Annotated in this window: 17 protein-coding genes and 1 riboswitch; of the genes, 2 read left to right on the top strand and 15 right to left on the bottom strand. The window is 61.4% G+C overall.

The genetic code is table 11. The features are described from left to right. Window position 1 precedes the first annotated feature (1 nt). The 11 genes from C4N24_RS01655 to C4N24_RS01605 all read right to left on the bottom strand — a co-directional run bounded on the left by C4N24_RS01655 (window position 2) and on the right by C4N24_RS01605 (window position 12,097). Window positions 2-1,342 carry a cobyrinate a,c-diamide synthase gene (locus C4N24_RS01655; protein WP_112090058.1) on the bottom strand — a complete coding sequence of 447 codons (1,341 nt, stop codon included), beginning with the start codon at window positions 1,340-1,342 and terminating at the stop codon, window positions 2-4. Then, entirely contained in the window at window positions 1,339-2,535 is a 1,197-nt protein-coding gene (cbiE, locus tag C4N24_RS01650) for a precorrin-6y C5,15-methyltransferase (decarboxylating) subunit CbiE (protein WP_112090057.1), read from the bottom strand. The genes C4N24_RS01655 and cbiE overlap by 4 nt, the downstream gene beginning before the upstream one ends. Further along, complete coding sequence (gene cobK / locus C4N24_RS01645) at window positions 2,532-3,269, bottom strand: precorrin-6A reductase (protein ID WP_112090056.1); 738 nt, start codon at window positions 3,267-3,269, stop codon at window positions 2,532-2,534. The genes cbiE and cobK overlap by 4 nt, the downstream gene beginning before the upstream one ends. Next, the gene (gene cobJ / locus C4N24_RS01640) at window positions 3,266-4,033 is read right to left on the bottom strand and encodes a precorrin-3B C(17)-methyltransferase (protein ID WP_112090055.1); all 768 of its coding nucleotides are present in this window, start codon (window positions 4,031-4,033) and stop codon (window positions 3,266-3,268) included. The genes cobK and cobJ overlap by 4 nt, the downstream gene beginning before the upstream one ends. Further along, window positions 4,026-5,024, bottom strand: coding sequence for a cobalt-precorrin 5A hydrolase (locus tag C4N24_RS01635; protein WP_112090054.1), 999 nt, complete (start codon window positions 5,022-5,024; stop codon window positions 4,026-4,028). The genes cobJ and C4N24_RS01635 overlap by 8 nt, the downstream gene beginning before the upstream one ends. Then, a complete protein-coding gene (gene cobM, locus C4N24_RS01630; RefSeq protein ID WP_112090053.1) occupies window positions 5,021-5,779 on the bottom strand; it encodes a precorrin-4 C(11)-methyltransferase in 759 nt (252 codons plus the stop codon). Before cobM ends, C4N24_RS01635 begins: the two co-directional genes overlap by 4 nt. Window positions 5,780-5,784: 5 nt before the next feature. Beyond that, window positions 5,785-7,698 (bottom strand): cobalt-precorrin-5B (C(1))-methyltransferase CbiD, encoded by a 1,914-nt coding sequence (gene cbiD, locus C4N24_RS01625; RefSeq protein ID WP_112090052.1) that lies wholly within the window; start codon window positions 7,696-7,698, stop codon window positions 5,785-5,787. Continuing rightward, window positions 7,695-8,711: a FecCD family ABC transporter permease gene (locus C4N24_RS01620; protein ID WP_112090051.1), complete on the bottom strand. Its 1,017-nt coding sequence runs from the start codon at window positions 8,709-8,711 to the stop codon at window positions 7,695-7,697. The genes cbiD and C4N24_RS01620 overlap by 4 nt, the downstream gene beginning before the upstream one ends. A 10-nt stretch (window positions 8,712-8,721) precedes the next feature. Continuing rightward, complete coding sequence (locus tag C4N24_RS01615; RefSeq protein WP_112090050.1) at window positions 8,722-9,864, bottom strand: ABC transporter substrate-binding protein; 1,143 nt, start codon at window positions 9,862-9,864, stop codon at window positions 8,722-8,724. Between the two features lie 6 nt (window positions 9,865-9,870). Next, entirely contained in the window at window positions 9,871-10,716 is an 846-nt protein-coding gene (locus C4N24_RS01610) for an iron transporter (protein WP_112090049.1), read from the bottom strand. 145 nt (window positions 10,717-10,861) lie between these two features. Further along, window positions 10,862-12,097, bottom strand: coding sequence for a sirohydrochlorin cobaltochelatase (locus C4N24_RS01605; protein WP_112090048.1), 1,236 nt, complete (start codon window positions 12,095-12,097; stop codon window positions 10,862-10,864). Between the two features lie 179 nt (window positions 12,098-12,276). Continuing rightward, window positions 12,277-12,496: riboswitch (cobalamin riboswitch) on the bottom strand. Window positions 12,497-12,617: 121 nt separating this feature from the next. Here C4N24_RS01605 and C4N24_RS01600 point away from each other — a divergent pair. Continuing rightward, window positions 12,618-13,337, top strand: coding sequence for an ABC transporter ATP-binding protein (locus tag C4N24_RS01600; protein WP_112090047.1), 720 nt, complete (start codon window positions 12,618-12,620; stop codon window positions 13,335-13,337). Further along, window positions 13,334-14,926 carry a hypothetical protein gene (locus C4N24_RS01595; protein ID WP_112090046.1) on the top strand — a complete coding sequence of 531 codons (1,593 nt, stop codon included), beginning with the start codon at window positions 13,334-13,336 and terminating at the stop codon, window positions 14,924-14,926. Before C4N24_RS01600 ends, C4N24_RS01595 begins: the two co-directional genes overlap by 4 nt. Before the next feature lie 127 nt (window positions 14,927-15,053). On the opposite strand, the gene C4N24_RS01590 is transcribed toward C4N24_RS01595, so the two are convergent. The 4 genes from C4N24_RS01590 to C4N24_RS01575 all read right to left on the bottom strand — a co-directional run bounded on the left by C4N24_RS01590 (window position 15,054) and on the right by C4N24_RS01575 (window position 20,262). Continuing rightward, window positions 15,054-15,821, bottom strand: a complete 768-nt coding sequence (locus C4N24_RS01590; RefSeq protein WP_112090045.1) for a copper homeostasis protein CutC — start codon at window positions 15,819-15,821, stop codon at window positions 15,054-15,056. A gap of 220 nt (window positions 15,822-16,041) precedes the next feature. Then, window positions 16,042-17,541 (bottom strand): UDP-glucose--hexose-1-phosphate uridylyltransferase, encoded by a 1,500-nt coding sequence (gene galT / locus C4N24_RS01585; RefSeq protein WP_112090044.1) that lies wholly within the window; start codon window positions 17,539-17,541, stop codon window positions 16,042-16,044. Next, window positions 17,538-18,824 (bottom strand): galactokinase, encoded by a 1,287-nt coding sequence (locus tag C4N24_RS01580; RefSeq protein WP_112090043.1) that lies wholly within the window; start codon window positions 18,822-18,824, stop codon window positions 17,538-17,540. The genes galT and C4N24_RS01580 overlap by 4 nt, the downstream gene beginning before the upstream one ends. 331 nt (window positions 18,825-19,155) lie before the next feature. Then, on the bottom strand, window positions 19,156-20,262 hold the full coding sequence (locus tag C4N24_RS01575; RefSeq protein WP_112090042.1) for a 5-bromo-4-chloroindolyl phosphate hydrolysis family protein: 1,107 nt from the start codon (window positions 20,260-20,262) through the stop codon (window positions 19,156-19,158). Between the last annotated feature and the right edge of the window lie 23 nt (window positions 20,263-20,285).

The following is a 20,285-nucleotide window of genomic DNA, read 5'->3' as shown; positions in this document are numbered from 1 at the left end:
GTCATCCTTTGTGTTTCAAAAAGTGCTGCGCCGCCTGCACAAAGCGGCGGGGCAGGGCAGTGCCCGCCCAGTAAAGATGCGGGAAACCGGCATACAAATGCGTGTTTGCAAAGCCGCATTCCCAATGCCTTTTTTCGGTTTTGCGCACAGAAAAGTCTGCACCATTCTCAGAGGAATCCCAGTGGTGGAATTCATGGATGGGAAACGCTTCTCCGGCGCGGAAAAGCATACTGTCGGCCTTTGCCGTCATAGCGGCATAGCCAAAGCGTACCAGCCGCCCGGCGTTGTGCCCGCTGCCCGGCAGCACACCCGCCATGGGGTAAACCTTGCCGTCCACACCCTCCAACGCCTGCCCTAGGTACAGAAAACCGCCGCACTCGGCAGCAGTGGGCAGCCCCTCTTGCACGGCGTCCCGGATAGCAGCACGCAGGGCGCAGTTTTCGCTCAGCTGCCGGGCGTACAGCTCCGGGTAGCCCCCGGGCAGATACAGCCCGCCGATATTTTCCGGCAGAGCGGCGTCCCGCAGCGGACTGAAAAACACAAGTTCCGCACCCGCATCCCGCAAGGCATCCAGCGTTTCGGCGTAGGCAAAGCAGAAGGCTTCGTCCCGCGCCACGGCAATGCGCACAGCAGGTGCACACGGCGTAGGAAGCGGCGGCGCAGCCGGGGCAGGGCGGTCGGTCAGCGCCGCCAGCTGTGCCCAGTCCAGTACAAGGGCATCGGCTAATTGCAACAGCTTTTGCTGCAAGTCAACGATCTCCCCGGCGGTTTTCAGCCCAAGGTGACGGCTCTCAATGGCGCACCCCGGCAGATGGGGCAGATACCCCACCACCGGCAGACCGGCCTCGGCTTCCAGCATCGGGCGCAGCGTTTTGTACAAGGCTTCAGAGCAATCATTGAGCAGAATGCCCACGATATGGCTGGGTGTGCGGAACTGCAAAAGCCCCTGCAGCTCGGCGGCAAGGGTGATGCTTGCCCCCTTTGGCTGCACCACCAGCAGCACCGGCAGTGCCAGCGTGTCGGCCAGTTCCCATGCGCTTGCGCGGGTGGTCAGCCCCTGCCCATCGTAAAAGCCCATGGCACCCTCGCATACGGCAGCGCCGTGCCCAGCAGCATACCGGGCATAAAGTGTGCGCACCGTATCCGGGGCAGAGAGGTAGAGGTCTAAATTGTGGCTTTCCACCCCCAGCGCACTGCGGTGGAACATAGGGTCGATGTAGTCCGGACCGCATTTGAAGGCGCAGGGGTCAGCTCCGCGCCGCTGCAGCGCGGTCAGCACGGCACAGGTAACGGTGGTCTTGCCGCTGCCGGAGCGCGGCGCGGCGATGAGAAACTGCATCATGTCCGTGCCCCCGTAATGAGGAATACCGGGTTGTTGGCCATCAGCAGATGCAGACTGCCCGCCGTTTTTGTGCGGCTGACAGAAATCTGTGTCACCTCGGCGGCAAGGCCGTGGGCGGTCAGAGCAGCCACGGCGACGCTGAGTGTTTCCAGCGCAATGGCGGCGATGCACAGCCGCACGGCTGGATTTTTGTGCAGCACAGCGTTTATAACGGTGTCCATATTGCCCTTTGTGCCGCCGATGAATACAGCATCCGGTGTAGGCAGTGCGTCCAAGGCTTCGGGCGCTTTACCCTCAATCACGGTCAGATTATAGGCTGCAAATTTCTCCCGGTTTTGCTGGATGAGTGCACAGGCTTTCGGGTCACACTCTACGGCATATACCTGTCCGGCATGAGCGGAAAGCGCCAGCTCCACGCTTACGCTGCCAGTGCCCGCGCCCACGTCCCATAGGTTGTCCGTTGGAGTCACCGCCAGCTTTGCCAGCGCGGCGGCGCGCACCTCCTGCTTTGTCATGGGCACAGCGCCCCGGATAAAAGCATCGTCCGGCAGGCCGGGCGTGCGGCGGGGCGGCAGGGCTTCCCGCTCGATAAGCAATACGCTCAGCGGTGCAAAACTCTGCGCTGCCAGCTCCCGGGCAAGGCCAAAGCGGATGGCTTCTGCCGGGGTGCCAAGGTTTTCGCCCACAAGGGCGTGAGCAGCGCCCAGCCCGGCGGCGGTCAACTTCGAGCAGAGAGTGGCAGGGGAGTCCCCGCCGCCGGTAAGAAAAAATACCTGTGGATGCGACAAAACTTCGGTCACGGGGTCGCAGACACGGCCATGGGCAGATACCAGCTTCCAGTCCTGCCAAGGGCGTCCCACAGCTGCGGCTAAAAGCTGCACACTGGAAAGCCCGGGCAGCACCCGGACAGAGTAGCCCATAGTCCGCAGCAGGGGCAGCAGCTTTGCCGCACCGGAGTAAAACCCGGTGTCGCCGCTGTACAAAATAGCGGTGTCGGTATCCGGCTGCGCAGCAAGACACGCAAGGATTTCCTCTGGTTTATACACGGCTTTGCAGTTATCAGTGCACCCCGCCGGTAAATGTTCCAACAGGCGCTTTGCCCCAAGAATCAGTCCTGCGCCTTGCAGTGCGGCAAGCCCTTGTGCGGTCAGGCTTTCCGGGCAGCCGGAGCCCATTCCGATCAGAGAGATCATACCAGAACCTCCTTGCAGCGTGCCAGAATTTGTGCGGCAGTTTGTCCATTTTCAGCCGGACGACGCACCACGATCAGCTGTGCGCCGGTGTCCTGTGCGGCCTGTGCCTTTTCGGCAAAGCCGCCCACAGCACCGCCGTCTTTCGTGACTAGATACCGGATGGAGAATTGCTTCATCAAGGCGCAGTTCAGCGCATAGCTGAAAGGCCCCTGCATGGCAATGATGTTCCTGTGTGGGACACCGGCGGTCTCGCAGGCGGCAATGCCCTCCCGCGTGGGCAGCACCCGGGGGAACAGCCGCTCCGGGCTGAGCGGCGCAAAGGCGGCAAGTTCTTTTGCGCCGGTGGTCAGCAGCACATTGCCGCTGCACCCGGCCAGAAACGCAGCTGCGTGGGCGGCGGTGGCAAACACCATGCTCCCGGCGGGCAGCAGGCTTTCTTCCCGCAGCAGCCGGTGATACTCCACCCCGGCAGCGGCGCACGCAGCCCGGATGTTTTTGGTGGCGTCCACCGCGTAGGGGTGGGTGGCGTCTACACACAGGGCAGCGCCCTGCAAAAGGGCGGTCATTTCCTCGGGGGTCAGCCGCCCGCAGTGCACAGTGATGCCGTCCGCTTCGCCCTGCTCCTCCGCACCCAGCGGGGTGGCTACGCTGACCAGCACCTGTGCGCCCAGTGCCGCCAGCTGCCGGGAGAACACCCGCCCCTCGGTGGTGCCGCTGAAAACCACTGCCTTCATCTGCGGTACCCCCGTGGGGTGACCATTTTACCGCCCAGCTGCTTTGTGGCGGTGTTGCCGATGTAAACGGTGGTGAACATATCCACCGCTGTACTTTCCAGCTGCGCAAGGGACAGAACACGGGCGGTCTGACCATCCCGGCCGATGTTGCGCACAAGGCCGCAGACGGTGTCGGCGCTTTTGCCGTTTTCCAGCAGGATGCGCACCGCCTTTGCCAGATAGTCCGGCCTGCCCTTGGAGGAGGGATTGTACAGCGCAACGCAGAAATCCCCCATGGCGGCGCAGGCCAACCGTTTCTCAATGACCTCCCACGGGGTCAGCCGGTCGGAAAGGGAAATAACGCAGAAATCGTGCGCCAGCGGCGCACCCAGCACCGCCCCGCCGCTGAGGGCAGCGGTCAGTCCGGGCACGATGTCCACGGCAACGTCCGGGTAATCCGGGGCCAGCTCCAGCAGGGGACTTGCCATGCCGTACACCCCGGCATCGCCGGAGCAGACCAGCGCCACCCGCTTGCCGGTGCTTGCTTTTTCCAGCGCCCAGCGGCAGCGGTCGATTTCCTGCGTCATGCCGGTAGAATAGTATTCCTCGCAGGGGAATTCATCGCGGATGAGGTCAAGATAGACCTTATACCCACAGATGGCGTCAACGCTTTCCAGCGTGTTCGCAGCCTGCTGGGTCATATAAAAAGGCTCGCCGGGGCCAAGCCCCACGACATAGACCACCTTCTCGGGACGGTCGATATCAATTTCCATCACGTCAACCATTCTGCCACCTCCAGTCCGGGGCAAAGGGCCTGCACGCCAGCGCAAAGGTTACGCCGCTACAGGCAAATTTGGGGTAAAACAGGCGACCGCCTGCGTCCAGCACCGCTGCCCGCTCACAGACATTGTCCACCCCGGTCACGCTCTGTACAAAAGGGGAGGGGGTGAACTGCCCGGGCGCGCTGCGCAGCTGTGCGGCAGTGTAAAACCGCACCGGCCAGCCGTGTGCCTGACAAAAGGACAGCAAGCCCGGCTCGTTCTGCTTCAGGTCGATGCTTGCGGCGGCGGTAACTGTCTGCGCAGCAAGGCCGTGCCGGGCGCAGAAGGCGGCAAAAGCGGCCTCCAGCGTGTCAGCGCTTGTGCCCCGCTTGCAGCCGATGCCCAGCACCCCGATGCGCGGCACAAGATGCAGTGCCTGTCCGGTGGGGCAGAGGGTGAGTGCAAGGTCGGCTTTTTCCGGGGCTTCTGCCGGGAATAACCCGGCGGGCGCAGTGCCCGTTACAGTGATATCTGCCCAGTAATAGGCCGGCTGTCCTGCCAGTAACTTGCCGCTGACCAGCTTGATACGCTCCGGTTCCAGCACCATGCAGTTTTGGTGCTTTGCCCACTCGTCCACTGCAAAAATGCCATGGGCATCGGTAGCGGTGGTGATCACCGGCACAGCACCGCATACAGCAGCAATGATCCGCGCCAGATCATTTGCGCCGCCCAGATGCCCGGACAAAATGGGCACGGCAAACCGCCCGCATTCATCCACCACCACCACAGCGGGGTCGGTGGTCTTGCTCTTGCAGTGGGGCGCGATAGCCCGCACCGCAATGCCCGCAGCGCCTACAAATATCAGCGCATCCGACTGCACAAACTGCACGCCTGTCCATTTTGCAAGAGAAGTGCCATCCTGCCCGCACCGGGCAACGCTGCCGGGCAGGGCAGCGGCAAGGCGCTTTGCCAGTGCAAGGCCGGTATCCGTAAAGGCAAGGTAGGCGCAGATCATACCGGCTCTCCTTTGCGGAACTCGGTGGTAAAGGCGGGGTCGTACAGCTTGCTGCGCTCGTACTGTGTGCCGAGAAAATCTCCCACTACGATAAGCGCCGTCTTGGTAATGCCTGCCGCGCGGGTGCTCTCTGCCAGAGAACCAACCGTGCACCGCACGATTTTTTCTTCCGGCCAGCTGGCCTTGTACACCACGGCGGCGGGAGTGCCCGGTTTGTACGCACCCTGCAAAAGCGCCGCCTGCACCTTATCGATCAGCCCGATGGACAGAAAGATCACCATGGTCGCACCGTGTGCGGCAAGGCTTGCCAGCCTTTCCCGCTCCGGCACGGGGGTGCGTCCCTCCATGCGGGTGATGATGACCGTCTGGCTGACTGTGGGCAGGGTATACTCGGCGTTCAGTGCAGCGGCAGCGCCGCAAAAGCTGGAAACACCGGGGGTGTCATCGTAACAAATGCCGTCTGCGTCCAGTGCATCCATCTGTTCTCGGATGGCACCGTACAGGCAGGGGTCGCCGGTGTGCAGACGCACGGTGGTCTTACCTGCGGCTTCCATCCGGCGCATCACGTCCAGTACCTGCTCCAGCGTCATCTCGGCGCTGTTGTAGATGGTACAGTCCGGCTTTGCCAGCCCCAGCAGCGCCGGGTTGACCAGACTGCCCGCATAAATAATGCAGTCTGCGGCTTGTAAAAATGCTGCACCGCGCCGGGTGATCAGATCCGGTGCGCCGGGCCCGGCGCCCACAAAATGTACCATGTGCATTACTCCTTCCATTCATTCAGCAGGCGGGCGGCAGTTTCGGTCTGTCCCAGCGGGCCGAACTGGTTTGAAAACAGCACCGCGCCCACCCGGAACGCCCCGCCCGCGCGGCGGTCAAGATGCAGCTGGATGGCGGCAAGCAGGCTTTGCAGCACCGGTTCCCGCAGCCCGGCAGTGTCCAGAATCTCCAGACAGGCGTCTGTGGTGGCGGCATTGTACAGCGCGGTGCAAACCTCCCGGTCGGCACCGCACAGGGCGGCGTGGGTGCAAAACAGCTCCGTGCGGCAGTCTGCCGTGTGGGAGTGGGTGTTCATAATGCCGCCCGCCAGCTTGCACAGCTTGCCGACGTGCCCCACCAGCAGCACCTGCTCAAAGTGTGCCGCTGCCGCCATGTCCAGTGTATCCCCGATAAAGTTGGAGGTCTTGACCACCGGGATGGCGGCAAACTGCGGGTAGGTTTCGTGCAGATAGTCCAGCCCGTAGTTGCCCGGGGCAAGGATGAGCCGCCGGTGGCTTTTTGCCCGCAGCGCCGCCTGATTCATCTCCAATTGGATGGTGTCCAGAATGGCCTGCTGGCTCATAGGCTCTACGATGCCGCTGGTGCCCAGCACCGACAGCCCGCCCTCCACCCCGATATGGGGATTGAAGGTGCGCCGGGCTACCTCCTCACCGCCGGGGATGGAGATGGTCACGGCAAAGCCGCCGGGGTAGCAGGCGGCTTCTGCCTCCCGGCGCAGCGCTTCGGTGATCATCTGCCGGGGCACATGGTTGATGGCGGCTTGCCCGACCGGCTGGTCCAGCCCGGGTTTTGTCACCCGGCCTACCCCCGCGCCGCCGGTAATGCGTACCCCGGGTGTGCCGGGCAGCAGCGTCACCGTGGCGGTCACCGGCAGACCGGTGGTCACGTCCACGTCATCGCCGCCGTCCTTTTCAATGGCGCATTCCGCGCCGTTTGTAGAGGTACGGCAGAACAGGGGAGCTACCTCCACCACGATGCCCTTGGGCGTGCGCAGAGCAACGGTTTCCGGCGCAATGCCGGTCAGCAGCAATCGGGCAGCCCCGGCTGCTGCCAGTGCCGCACAGGTGCCGGTGGTGTAGCCGCAGCGCAGCAGCTTTTGCCCGCTGCGCACATAGTGCTCGAATTGAGGCTTTTCCGGCTTCGGCGAGTCAAAAACAGCGCTGTATTGTTCTTCCGTCAGGCCGTAGAGCGCCTTGATATTTTCCCGGGCAAAGGCCTGCGCCGGGGGCATGGGGGCAGAGACGCCATGCGGCGAAACGCAGACCACCGCGTCCGCGATCTTCTGCGCCATGTCCAGCTCGTGCAGGGTAACAATGACCGCAAGCTGTTGCGTATGCGCCAGTTTTTGTAGAATGGTCAGCAGCTCTATCTTGCCTTTTACATCTAAAAATGACGTGGGCTCGTCCAGCAATAGCACCTGCGGCTGCTGACAGACCGCCCGCGCCAGCAAAATGCGCTGCCGCTGCCCATCGCTGACGCAGTTGAAGTCCCGGTCGGCCAGATGTGCCGCGCCCACCAGTTCCAGCGCATTCTGCACCTGTTTTTTGTCCTCGGCAGAAAGGATGCCCAACCGCCCGGTGTAGGGAATGCGCCCCGCCGCCGCAAATTCAAAGCAGGTGGTCAATTCTGTGCGGCGTGTGTGGGGCAGCATCAGCGCCAGCTTTTGCGCCCGGGCGTTGCCGGGGATGCGGGCAAGCTCCTGCCCGTCCAGCAGCACTGCGCCGCCCAAAGGGGTAAGCTGCCCCGCCAAGGTTTTGAGCAGGGTGGATTTGCCCGCGCCGTTCGGGCCGATGAGCGCCAGCACCTGCCCCTTGGCAGCACCCAGCGCGATATCCCGTGCAAGGGCAGCTTTGCCGTAGCCGATGGCAAGGGCTTTGGTTTCAACGGAGTTTTTCATCGCACATCCTCCCGGTTGCGGCGCAGCAGCAGCCCAATGACCACCGGTGCACCGAATACAGCGGTGACCGCGCTGATGGAAAGCTCCATGGGCGCAAACAGGCTGCGGGCAATTAAATCACACAGCAGGCAGAACGCCGCCCCGCCCAGACAGCAACCCGGCAGCACATACAGCGGGCGGGCGCTGCCCAGCAGCTGCTTGACAAGGTGCGGCACGGCGATACCCACAAAGGAGATCGGCCCCGCAAAGGCGGTAACGCAGGCGGCCAGCAGGCTGGAAAGCAGCACCAAAAGCCGGGAGAACCGCCGCACATCCACGCCCACGCTCCGGGCGTAGGCTTCACCCATCTGGTAAGCGGCCATGGGCTTTGCAAGGCAGAAGGCCGCCGCCAGCGCAGGCAGCACCACCAGCGCCGCCGTGCGCACATTGCTCCACGTCATGCCGGAAAAGCTGCCCTGCGACCAGTTGTGCAGGTTGACGATGCTGCTGTCCTGCGCAAAGGCCACCACAAACTCGGTGATGGCAGAGCAGATGTAACCGATCATTACGCCGCATATTACAAGGATGCTCATGCGCTGCACCCGGCGGGCAGCGGCCAGCACAAAGGCCATAGCCGCCATAGCGCCCGCAAAGGCCGCCAGAATGAGCACGGCAGAACTTGTCAGCAGGCCGTAGTTCAAAAACAGCACCATCACCAGCGCCACCGCCAGCTTAGCCCCGCTGGAAATGCCCATCACGAAAGGGCCGGCAATGGGGTTTGCAAAAAAGGTCTGCAGCAGGTAGCCCGCCGCCGAGAGTGCTGCGCCCAGCAATGCGGCCATCACCGCGCGGGGCAGGCGCAGCTGGGTAATGATGCCCACACTCAGCGCGTCCTGCCCGCGTCCGGTCAAAGCGGCAAGCACGGCCTGCGGGGTGAGCGCAACGCTGCCCCAGAACAGGCTCACGGCAAACAGCACCGCCAGTAGCAGGGCAAGGCAGCAGTAAGATAAAACAAGGCGTTTGCGGCTGGTCATAAGCGGCTCCTCAGGTGATCCTAGTCAAAAAATGCAGGGTGTCGGGGTCGGCAGTTGCCCCGGTAAAAACGGCATGGAGGTCCAGCATAAAATCTGCCAGTGCCATGCTTTGCTGGAAAAAGCTGGGCGTCGTGCACCAGATATTCCCGCTTTGCACCGCCTTGCATTCTGCCAGCAACGCGCAGCGGGCAAGCAGCTCTTCTTTTGTGGAGATGGTGCCTTCGATGGTGCCGTTGTAGATGAGCACATCGGCGTCCTTGACTCCGGCGTAAAGGTCCTCCAGCGGGATATTCATGGTAGAAAGGCTGTTGCCGCTGTCGGCAAGGTCTGCAAAAACATATTCGCCCCCGGCCATGCCGATCATCTGCGCCACATAGTCTCCGCTTTTGCGCACAGTGGCAAGGCCGCTTGATGTAATAGAGAAAAACGCGCAGCGTTTGCCGGTGGAGGGCTGTTCCAGCAGCGGCGCAATGCGCTGTGCCTGCTGCGCAAAAACCTCCTCGGCAAGGGCTTCTTTGCCCAGCAAAATGCCGTACAGCTTGATCCATTCCATCCGCGCCAGCGGGCTGCTCTCGTAGCTGGAACGCTCCACCAGCACCGGAATGCCGAACCGCTCCAGCTGCTCCTTCACCTCCGGGGTGTGGTAGATCATGGTATTTTCCACCGCAAGGCCGCATTCTGCGGTCAGGATGCGCTCGTAGTCCGGGGCGCTGTACTTGCCCGCGTAGGCAATGAGCCCGGCCTGCATGGCCTGCTTTGCCTCGTCCAGATACCAGCCCTCGGCGCGGGTACCGGAAAGGGCAATGCTGTCCAGCGCGTCCAGATGGAGGAATAAATCCATGGCAGAGGTGGACACCAGATAGATATTCTGCACCGGCTGCTGCAAAACGGTCACGCCCTCGGGTACGGTGCGCAGAGTGGCAGCGCCCTCCGGACGGACAAGGAACTTTGCCTGCGCATCCGGGATGGTCAGCAGGGTAGAGCCGTCCGCGTAGCAGTCGGCGGTAAACTGGGTGGCATAGTCCAGCGGATAGGCGTGGTCAAACACCAGCTCGTCCGTATCGGCGGGTGCGGTGGGCGCGGCCGTGCAGCCTGCAAGCACCAGCGCGGCGGCAGGCAGAGCCTTTAAAAATTGAGCGCGGGTCAGCTTCATGGAAGGTTACTCCAAGGTAAAGGTCAGGGTGTATTCGATCTCGTGGGGCTTGCTCATGGCAACGGTGTCGGCGGTAACAGCCAGCGGGGTGCTCAGAGCAGCTACCGGGATCTCAAAGGTGGAGTTGCCCTCGGTGTTGGTGGGCAGATACTTCTCGCCGTCCACGACCATGTAGTCATAGTTGGGGCTGCTCCACACGATGGTAGCGGTCATCTTGCCATCTGCCACGGTCAGGGCAGCGGGGCTTTCCACGGTGGCGCGGCCAGAGCCGCCCTCCAGCACCACGGCAGCGGTGTATGCACCGTCTGCGGGGGTCTCAGCAGCCTGCTCCGTCTTAGGCTCGGCGTTGCGCACGCTTACGGTGTGGTCGTACCACTTGCCCTTGGTGCCCAGCAAAGCCAGCTGAAAGTCGGTGTCCAGTGCTTCCACCGGGATGTCGTAACCGTACACCTCCTCGGTGGTGCCATCCGCGTAGGTAACGGTGTCCACGGTGGGGATGAGCCATGCAGTCTTGTTGGCCTCGGCATCGGCGGCAAGGCCGGGGTAGAGGTTTACGATCTTTTTGGAAGCCAGACTGACGTGGAAGGTCATCACGCCGTTTTCCACGGTCAAAGTGCCCTTGCCGTTGCAGGCTTCGCTTGCGTGGAACATACTGCTGTCGGTCTCAAAGTCAGCGGTGTATACGCCGTCCGGCAGGGCAGCTTCGGCAGCGGCAGAGGAAACCACCACGGAAGAAGCAGCCACAGAGCTTGCCGCAGCGGATGAGGCGGGGGCAGCCCCGCCGCAGCCTGCCAGAGAAGCAGCCAGCACCACACCGGCCAGAGAAACGAAGATAAACTGTTTGCAGCGCATAAAATAAATACCTCAGTATCCTAAATTTTTTGCCCGGCATCTAAACTGCCGGGGTGGGGGCGTTTTCTCCTCGTGCGGGGAATGCGCCCATAAAAGAAAGCCCTCTCCGTGTGCAGGGCAGCGCCGGAGAGGGCTTCTGAATCCATTAGCCGTTCAGAAGATCCATAGCGGCCTTGGTATGTGCAATGTACAGCTGCTGGACATCCGCAATGCGGCCCAGACCAGAGATCTGGCAGTCCACATCCTCAAAGCAGCCTGCGGCGGTAAACTGGCTCAGCCAGCTGTCGGCATCCTCACCGGCCATGTCGTTGTTGGCGTGGTCGCCTGCCACCACCATCAGCGGGCGCAGGATGACCTTGGTGTAACCGGCAGCCTTCACGGCCTCGATGACAGCCTCGCAGGAGGTCTCCTCGGGCTCGCCCTCCACCGTGCCGATGAACACGTTGTCGTAGCCCAAGGTCTGCATGGTGGTCTGCATCTGGCTGTAGCTCACCTTAGCGGTGTGGGAGGTGCCGTGACCCATAAAGACGAAAGCGGTCTTGTCGGCAGCGGCAGCGGCGGCGCTGTCGTAACCGGCTTCCTTCACAGCGGCAGCGGTAACAGCCTTGGCAACAGCTTCCTTATCTGCATTGATGACGGAAGCATCCGCGCCGACCTCGCCCAGCAGGGGCTCAGCCACAGCAACGCTCTCGAACTTGTCGCGGTACTGGTCCAGCATCTCGTTCATCTCGTCATACTCTGCACCGTGCATCAGATGGGTAGGCTGCACGATCAGGTTCTTCACGCCGTTTGCCACAGCGCGATCCAGTGCCTGCTGCATATTGTCGATCTTCTCTCCATCGCGAGCCTGCACATGGTTGATGATGATCTGTGCGGTAAAGGCGCGGCGCACGCTCCAGTCGGGGTAAGCGGCCTGCAAAGCGTCCTCAATGCCCTTGATGTCGGCAGCGCGGCTGTCGTTGAAGGAGGTGCCGAAGGACACCACCAGCAGCTCGTTCTCGCCGATCTCATCGGCGTTGCGGGCATCGTCCTTGGAAGCATCGCCGGTGTCGCGGCCAAAGTAGTCGGGGTCGGCGTTCTCGCCCTCCACCAGCTCCTTCTGGGCATCGGTCAAAGCGTCCCAAGCGGCCTTTGCAGCTTCGCACTGGGCGTCGGTGTCATCGGTGCGCTGCTGCACATAGATGGCGTCGATCAGGTCTGCCACGTTCTGTGCGGCCAGTGCGTCAGCGTCTGCGCCGGAAGCTTCGCTGCTGGCGGCAGAACTGGCAGCAACAGAGGAAGCCGTGCTGGATGCAGCCCCGCCGCAGCCGGTCAGTACACCGGCGCACAGAGCCAGAGCGGTCAGAGCGGCCGCCGTTTTGCGGATGTTGCGTTTTTTCATCTTGTTTTCCTTTCCTGATGTGGGTAAAATACGGCACCGAACAGAAGGGTACAGGAAAGAGAACCTAGGGTGTATCTGCAAAAACGGGGCCTTTTGCTTGCGAAATGGCAAAGCAAAAAGGCCCCGTATTTTACAGGCTTTTTGGTACAACCAATTCCTCGTGATCTGGGGCGGCAAAGCCCCGGTACCAACAGCAGGCAGGTTTCCTGACTCAAAGCTCAACGCCCGCTGCCGCCTTCCCAAGCCGGATGGCTCAGTGACCGGTGCAAAAGCACCCTGACAGTAGACTCCCTTATCACAGTGACGAGATCGTGCGGGATTTGCACCCGCTTCCCTTTTAACGTTCCTGCCGCCGCCCGATGGGGCAAAGTGACGGAACGCACCTGTTGTTTTCTGTTCAGTTCGACAAAAAGTATAGCACAGCCCCTTACAAAACGCAAGAAAAACCGGAGAAATGCTTGACCTTCCCCCCGCCGGAAGGTGTATACTTGGCTCAAAACTGAAAGCAAGGAGGCAGCTCATGTTAAAGATAGAACATCTGACCAAAACCTACGGCGGCAAACCCGCCGTGCAGGACCTTTGCCTGCACATCCGCCCGGGGGAGCTGTGCGCCTTTATCGGGCACAATGGCGCGGGCAAGACCACTACTTTAAAATGCTGCTGCGGCATCCAGCAATTTGATGCCGGTGAAATTTATGTGGACGGCATTTCCGTGCGGGACGACCCGCTGGAATGCAAGCGCCGTCTGGCCTACCTGCCGGACGACCCGCAGCTTTACGATTATATGACCGGTATCCAGTACCTTGATTTTATTGCAGACATTTTTGGCGTAAGCGCCGCACAGCGTGCGCAGCGCATCCGGCAGTATGGCGATGCCTTTGGCCTGACGCCGGACTTGGCACAGTCCATCGGGGCATACTCCCACGGCATGAAGCAGAAGCTGGCCATCATTGCGGCGCTGCTGCACGAGCCGAAGCTGATTTTAATGGACGAGCCTTTTGTCGGGCTGGACCCGCTGGCTTCCCATCAGCTCAAGACCCAGATGAAAGCCTTCTGTGCGCAGGGCGGGGCCATCTTTTTCTCCACCCATGTGCTGGAGGTGGCAGAGAAACTTTGCGACCGGGTAGCCATTCTGCGCAAAGGCCAGCTGGTGCGCGAGGGTTCCATGGAGCAGGTGCGCGGCGACGACACGCTGGAAGAGGTATTTCTGGAGCTGGAGGATACGGGGGAAGCGCTATGATCCGTGCATTGCTCAAAAAACAGCTTCTGGAGCTGTGCGCAGCCTTTGTGCGCAGCAGCAAAACGGGCAAGCGGCGCTCCCGGGTGGGGACGTTTGGCTACACGCTGCTGTTTACAGTGCTGATGCTGCTTGTGATGCTCAGCTTTGGCTCGATGGCGCTGCCGCTGGCGGTAACGCTGGTGCCGCAGGGCCTCGCATGGCTCTATTTTGTGCTGATGGAGCTTTCGGCGCTGACGGTCAGTGTGCTAGCAAGTGCTTTTACCAGCTACGGGCATTTGTTCCGCTGCCGGGATAACCAGCAGCTGCTGGCACTGCCCATCCCGCCGGGCGCAATTTTTGCGGTGCGCTGCGGCGGGGTGTACCTGACCGGACTGATTTATCTGCTGCTGGCATGGGTGCCCTCGGTGGTCTGCTATGCACTGGCAGCACCCTGTCCCGGCGGTGCACTGCTGGCGGCGCTGCCGGTGGCACTGGCGCTGGCGGGAGTTTCCATGGTGCTGGCCGTTCTGCTGGGCTGGGCGGTGGCACTGCTCAACCGCCGCGCCCGGCACAAAAGCCTTGTCACCGTGGTTGGTACGCTGCTGTTTCTGGCGGTCTACTATGCAGTGTTCCAATGGGTGGGCAACGCGGTAGATGCCCTTGCGCTGGATGCCGTGCAGGCGGGCGCATCGGCAAGCCGTGCTGCTGCGCCGCTGCGTCTGCTGGGTCTGGCGGCAGTGGGCAATGTTCCGGCGCTGCTGCTGTTGCTGGCAGCGGCAGCGGCCTGTATGGCGCTTTGCGGCAAGGCGCTGGCAAAGCCGTATCTGCGGCTGTTGACCCTTGAGCCGGGCAGAACCAAAGCGGAATACCGCGCAAAGACACAAAAAAAGCAGCCCCCGCGCCGGGCATTGCTGCGGCGGGAACTGCTGCATCTGGGCGCTTGCCCCATGTGGCTGCTCAACTGCGCACTGAGCAGTCTGCTGTTGCCGGTGCTGGGCGCAGCGGCGTTGTGGAAGGCCGCAGACCTGCGCGCCTTTACTGTTGCTTACCTGCCGGAGAGCCTGCCCATGCTGGTGTGTGGGATGGTGTGCACCATAGCCGCCATGAACTTTATCACCGCGCCGTCGGTGTCGCTGGAAGGTAGCACCCTCTGGCTGCTGCAAAGCCTGCCGGTTGCCCCGCAGCAGGTGCTGCGGGTAAAGGTGGAGCTGCAATTGCTGCTCACGCTGCCGGGGGCGTGGTTTTGCGCCGGGTGCGCCATGGCGGCGCTGCGCATTCCGGCAGGGCAGGGGCTGCTGGTGTTGGTGGTGCTGGCAGCCTTTGTGTGGCTGACGGCGCAAATGGGCCTTGCCTTGGGACTGTGCCTGCCCAACCTCCACTGGGTCAGCGAAGCCGCCGTGGTCAAACGGAGCGCCGCCAGTATGCTTGCCATGTTCGGCGGGTGGCTGCTGGCGGGCGGGGTGCTGTTTTTGCCCCTGACCTTACTGGACTACGCCGTGCCGCCGCTGGCCGCACAGGGGTGTTGTCTGGCTGTGCTGCTGGGGCTGGATTTACTGCTGCACCGCTGGCTGTGCACCCGCGGCGCAGCCCGGTTTGCCGCCCTGCATTGAGGTGGGAAGAATTTTATCAGAGAAAAATCGGGCAGCTTGCGGACTGCCCGTTTTTGCATTTTCACGGGAGGGAACGTAATGGAAAACAGCCACTGCCGGCAGACCGGTGAAGCTTTTTGTTTTGCAGTTATAGCGCATCCAATGCGGTGCGGGCGGCGCGGATATTCTCCTCGCTGGTCTGCCAGATCTCAAACTCGGAAAAGCCTGGCAGACCCATGGGCACGCCCTCCCGCCGGAAGGTCATGCGACTATCCAGCACCTGCTTGCCGGAAAGGTGGAACGCCCGGGCACCGGTCTGGGCGGCAAGGGCAGGGATGTTGGCGGCAGATACGCCTGCACCAACCAGAATCTCCACCTCCTGTCCAGCAGCTTCCACCAGCTGCCGCAGCAGGGCAGCGCCCTGTGGGGCGCTTGCTGCCTGTCCGCTGGTCAGGATGGTGGCAAGCTCCAGCTGCTTTGCGGCTTCCAGCGCGGCAAAGGGGTCGCAGCAGACATCAAAGGCGCGGTGCAGGGTGCAGTCCACGGTGCGGTGTGCTTTTTCTGCCGCCTGCCGGGCTGCGGCGTAGATGGGGCGCAGGGCGTCTAAGTCCAGCGCGCCCGCCGGGGTCAGTACGCCGGTCACGATGCCGTCGGCACCGGCGGCTACCAGCTCGGCGGCGCATTCAGCCATCTGTGCCAGCTCGTAGCGGTCGTAGCAGAAATCGCCAAAGCGGGGACGGAGCAGCGCCCGCACCGGCAGACCGGTCTCGGCTTTGACCTGCCGCAGCAGGGCAGGGGAAGGAGTGGTGCCGCCGATAATAAGGTTGGCGCACAGCTCCAGCCGGTCAGCGCCGCCGCGTTTTGCCGCCAGCGCACTGGCGGTGCTGTCTACGCATACTTCCAAAGTGCAGTGCATAGCGATACCTCCATCTACAAAAAACGATTTTGAATGGCCGCCGCGCTGCTTTGGCCATTTTCAGCGGAATGAATATTTTAATTTATCAATGGGAAAATCTGCGGATTTTCCCATTGATTTTTTCACAGGGGGAGAGCAAAGGAAAAGTGCTTTTGTTCGATGCTGTGCTCTAAAAAAGGCTGTTGCGCCATGATATGTGCAACAGCCTGGGGGTTATGGTTTATTTTACGCTTTCAAGGAAGCGGACAAAACCGGCGCGGCCTGCTTCATCCAGCTTGTACACACCGGCATCTGCCAGCACCTGTGCGAACACATGGCCTACCTCGTCCTGCAGGATCAGGTGCACATTGTCGGCGTTCAGCTCCGGGTGCTTTGCAAGGATCTCCTCCGCCCACGCGGCGTGCTTTTGCAGGCTTTCGGGGTATTCTGCGGTGGGCAGGTGCGCCACCAGCACATCAGCAAGGTCGAACAGCTCCTGCTTCAGGCGGCTGGGCAGCACAGCCAGACCCATCACCTCGATGAGGCCGATATTCTCCTTTTTGATGTGGTGCAGCTTGGCATGGGGATGGTACACGCCCAGCGGATGCTCCGGGGTGGTGATGTTGTTGCGCAGCACCAAGTCCAGCTGATACCTGCCGTCCCGCATCCGGGCAATGGGCGTGATGGTGTTGTGGGGCTCGCCATCGGTCTCGGCGAAGATAAAGCAGCTCTCGTCGGTGTAGCCGCGCCAAGCAGCCAGCAGCTTATCGGCCAGTTCCACAAGGCGTGCATCATCCGCACAGGTCAGACGGATGCAGCTCATGGGCCAGTGCACGATACCGGCTTCCACGTCCTCAAAGCCGGGGAACACCCAAGGTTTTTCAATAGGAGCTTTGGCCATGGCAAACTCATAATGGCCGCCCTGAAAGTGGTCGTGGCTCAGGATGCTGCCGCCCACGATGGGCAGGTCAGCGTTGCTGCCCACAAAGTAGTGAGGGAACAGACCCACAAAATCCAGCAGCTTGCGGAAGGTCGCCCGCTCGATCTTCATGGGGGTGTGCTGATTGTTGAACACGATGCAGTGCTCGTTGTAGTAAACGTAGGGGCTGTACTGCAAATTCCATGCGCTGTCGTTGATGGTCAGCGGGATGATGCGGTGATTTTCGCGCGCGGGGTGGTTCATGCGGCCGGCGTAGCCCTCGTTCTCCGCACACAGCTGGCACTTGGGGTAAGCGCTCTGGGGCGCAAGCTTTGCGGCGGCAATGGCCTTGGGGTCTTTTTCCGGCTTGGACAGGTTGATGGTGATATCCAGATCGCCGTACGCGGTCTTGGTGACCCACTTCAGGTCGCGCTTGATACGGTAGCGGCGGATGTAGTCGGTGTCCTGACTGAACTTGTAGAACCAGTCGGTGGCGGCCTGCGGACCCTCGTTCTCGTACCGCTCCTCAAAGTTTGCGCGCACGATGCTGGGGCGCGGGGTCAGCACGCCCATCAGCTTGGTGTCAAACAGATCGCGTGCGGTGGAGTTGTCCTCGCACACGCCGCGGGCAACGGCATCGTCCACAAGGGTCTTGAGGATGCTTTCCAGATCGGTGTAGCACACTTCGCTGTCCGGGGCGGTAAAGTCGTCCAGCTGCATGGTCATCAGCAGCTGGTTGCGGATATAGATCTCATCATCGGGCAGGATCAGCCCGGTGTCCAGCCCGTAGTTCACGAGCTGCTGGATGGCGGTGGAGATCACAGCACAGCACCCCCCTCGGGACGGATGTTCAGCACATGGCAGCGGCCAGCGCCGAGGATCTTTTCCATGTTGGCTTTAAAGTCTGCCAGCATCTCCACCGGCACAAAGGCCTGCACCGTACCGGCAAAACCGCCGCCGTGCACGCGCACAGCGCCCTTACCGCCCAGATAATGCTTGGCAGCGGCGATGGTCACAGCCACCTCCTGATGCTCCTTGTAACCGGCGGGGATGACGTTCTGCAGGTATTCCCAGCTGCTGTCGCCGGAGGCAGTCACCATCTGCAAAAAGGCATCAAAGTCGCCCTCGCGCAGGGCAGCTACCTGCTGGGGCACGCGGTCATTATCGGCGTAGAAGTGGAAGGCGCGCAGCACAGCGCGGTCGCCGCACTGCTTGCGGCAGGCCGGGATATTGGCAAGGAAGGTCTCAAAGGGCACGTCCCGCAGCACCTCGCCACCGCACACAGCGGCCACAGCGCGGCACTCGTTGGGGATGGCGGCGTACTCGTCGGTCAGGTCGGCATGGTCTGCACCGGAGTCCAGAATGCACAGCGCCAGACCGGCCTTGGAAAAGTCCACCTGCACCGGCTCCACATCAGGGTTTGCCTTGTCGGCAAAGTCGATGGTGATAATGTTGCCCACGCTGGAAGCCATCTGATCCATCAGGCCGCAGGGCTTGCCAAAGTAGACGTTCTCTGCCCACTGGCCGATCTGTGCAATGGCGATGGGGGAGACCTTTTCGGCCATGAAGCAGTCGTTCAAGATCACACCGACCAGCACCTCAAAGGCGGCAGAGGAAGAAACGCCGCTGCCCTTGGGCACATTGGAGGAGATGTACACGTCCAGACCAGAAAGCTTTGCGCCGCGCTGACGGAAGGCTTCGCACTCGCCGCGCAGCAGGGAAGCGGTGGTGTTCTCCTCCTCCTTGCGGGCGGTCAGGTCGTCAAGGTCGATGACGCACAGGTCGTAGCCCTCGCTCTGCACGCGCAGCTGGTTCAGGCTGTTGGGGGCGGCAGCAGCAATCATATCAATATTCACGCTGCCTGCCAGCACACGGCCATGCTGATGGTCGGTGTGGTTGCCGCCGATCTCGGTGCGGCCGGGGGCACTATACAGACCGGCTTCGGTATGTGCGCCGAAGGTGGTCTCTAACCCGTCCAGAACAGCCGCATAGCGGGCTGCCTGTGCAGGGGTCTGGTCGGGGGTGCAGCAGTACAGCGCAGCCAGACGCGCAGCGTGTGCGCCCTCAGTCAGCTCCTGCTTCCAGGTGGAAATGGACTTCATCATGGAAATTTCCTCCTACTATTATGATCGGAAAAGTCGATGCAGCCGTTCGCAGCTGCCGTAGCTGCTTCTATAATAGTCAAACACAACGCAAAAAACCATGTGTTATTGTTGCATCTCGATGAAAAGTTGCAAAAAACACCCGCGCAGCCCGATTAGCTGCTGCCGAACAAATAAAATAAAAATTTTTCCGGCAAATCAAAATGCTTGGCATAAATGCACACAAATCCCGGAATTTTGAGCGCAGCGCCCAAAAAAGACGGGATGGAAAATTGCACTTTGCACAAAAAAAACATTCCCGCACCGATGCAGCCATCGGGTGCGGGGATGTGGTTCAGCGGGTAAATTCGCTGCCGGTCAGGCCGTCAAGGTTCAGCATTCCTTCCAGTGCGGCAATGTCGGCGTTCACGTCCAGTGCATCGGCTTGGAACAGCTTGTCCAGTTGGTTTTCAAAGGCGGTCACCAGCAGGTCCATGCTGCGCTCGATGCTGTGTTTGGCTTCGGTGATGTTCGTGCCCTCCACTGCCTGCCGGGAAAGGCTGGCGTAGGTGTTCAGCAGCTTGAGCGCAGTGGGCAGATAGTAGTTCATAAACTTTTGCAGCTGCGCCTTTTTCTCCGGGTCCTTCTGCGCCAGCGCAAAAATACGCCCGCTGACCTCTTCCAGCCGGGAGATCTTCTGGCTCATCACCGGGTCAGGGATGGCATCGTTCACCTCCCGCAGCTGGCGCAGCAGAGCGGCGTATTCGTCCTCTGCGGCGGGCTGAGCTTTAGGTGTCGGAGCGGGTGCGGGCTTTTTAGGCTGCGGTGCCGCGCCCCGCACCACCAGCGTGTCGGTGCGGTTGTCAATGTAGGCATCCGCGCCGAAGTATCCGTGCTCGATGGCGCTTTTTACGGCGGCACGTCCCCGGGCGGCGTCCACCCCGGCAGCGGCAAACAGTTCCGGCAGGGGGATGTTATCCCGTTCGCCTACCACCTTGTCCAGCAGCCGCTCCAGCTTGTGGGTGTGGTTCATCCGCAGGCCGGTCAGCAGCGCACCGCCGCCGCCGATGGCCATGACGATATCGGAAAACAGCTCCCCGGGGTCAGGCAGCACCTGCCATGCACCGATGATATCCACTGTATCCATCACCCCGGCAAACAGGAAAACGGCACCCATGATGGTGCAGAGGGTGGCAATATTCTTGTGCCACTGTTTGGCGCTTTTCTGCTCTGCCGTTGGGATGTCCTGCCCATAGGATGCGTTTGCTTTCTGCGTTGAGGCAGGTTCCGGGGCGGGGCGGTAGCCGCCCCGGGCAGCGGCGGCTTCCTGCTCCTCCTTCTGCACCTTCTGGTCGATGCCTTTCAGGATAAACAACAGCACCCCCAACGGCCCGGACATCGCCATCACGATAAAGATGGCAATGGTGGGGATCTTTGCAAAATAATGTTTTCTCGGCTCCATGAAATAAATTTCCTTTCACAGAA

This window comes from Faecalibacterium prausnitzii, assembly GCF_003287405.1.
GTDB lineage: Bacteria > Bacillota > Clostridia > Oscillospirales > Ruminococcaceae > Faecalibacterium > Faecalibacterium intestinale.
This window is presented reverse-complemented; position numbering and strand designations above follow the sequence as displayed.

What these genes read in the sequence shown, in the direction of transcription:
- C4N24_RS01655 (WP_112090058.1), bottom strand. Translation starts at nt 1,342, where the DNA reads ATGATGCAGTTTCTCATCGCCGCGCCGCGCTCCGGCAGCGGCAAGACC.
- cbiE (WP_112090057.1), bottom strand. Translation starts at nt 2,535, where the DNA reads ATGATCTCTCTGATCGGAATGGGCTCCGGCTGCCCGGAAAGCCTGACC.
- cobK (WP_112090056.1), bottom strand. Translation starts at nt 3,269, where the DNA reads ATGAAGGCAGTGGTTTTCAGCGGCACCACCGAGGGGCGGGTGTTCTCC.
- cobJ (WP_112090055.1), bottom strand. Translation starts at nt 4,033, where the DNA reads ATGGTTGACGTGATGGAAATTGATATCGACCGTCCCGAGAAGGTGGTC.
- C4N24_RS01635 (WP_112090054.1), bottom strand. Translation starts at nt 5,024, where the DNA reads ATGATCTGCGCCTACCTTGCCTTTACGGATACCGGCCTTGCACTGGCA.
- cobM (WP_112090053.1), bottom strand. Translation starts at nt 5,779, where the DNA reads ATGGTACATTTTGTGGGCGCCGGGCCCGGCGCACCGGATCTGATCACC.
- cbiD (WP_112090052.1), bottom strand. Translation starts at nt 7,698, where the DNA reads ATGAAAAACTCCGTTGAAACCAAAGCCCTTGCCATCGGCTACGGCAAA.
- C4N24_RS01620 (WP_112090051.1), bottom strand. Translation starts at nt 8,711, where the DNA reads ATGACCAGCCGCAAACGCCTTGTTTTATCTTACTGCTGCCTTGCCCTG.
- C4N24_RS01615 (WP_112090050.1), bottom strand. Translation starts at nt 9,864, where the DNA reads ATGAAGCTGACCCGCGCTCAATTTTTAAAGGCTCTGCCTGCCGCCGCG.
- C4N24_RS01610 (WP_112090049.1), bottom strand. Translation starts at nt 10,716, where the DNA reads ATGCGCTGCAAACAGTTTATCTTCGTTTCTCTGGCCGGTGTGGTGCTG.
- C4N24_RS01605 (WP_112090048.1), bottom strand. Translation starts at nt 12,097, where the DNA reads ATGAAAAAACGCAACATCCGCAAAACGGCGGCCGCTCTGACCGCTCTG.
- C4N24_RS01600 (WP_112090047.1), top strand. Translation starts at nt 12,618, where the DNA reads ATGTTAAAGATAGAACATCTGACCAAAACCTACGGCGGCAAACCCGCC.
- C4N24_RS01595 (WP_112090046.1), top strand. Translation starts at nt 13,334, where the DNA reads ATGATCCGTGCATTGCTCAAAAAACAGCTTCTGGAGCTGTGCGCAGCC.
- C4N24_RS01590 (WP_112090045.1), bottom strand. Translation starts at nt 15,821, where the DNA reads ATGCACTGCACTTTGGAAGTATGCGTAGACAGCACCGCCAGTGCGCTG.
- C4N24_RS01580 (WP_112090043.1), bottom strand. Translation starts at nt 18,824, where the DNA reads ATGATGAAGTCCATTTCCACCTGGAAGCAGGAGCTGACTGAGGGCGCA.
- C4N24_RS01575 (WP_112090042.1), bottom strand. Translation starts at nt 20,262, where the DNA reads ATGGAGCCGAGAAAACATTATTTTGCAAAGATCCCCACCATTGCCATC.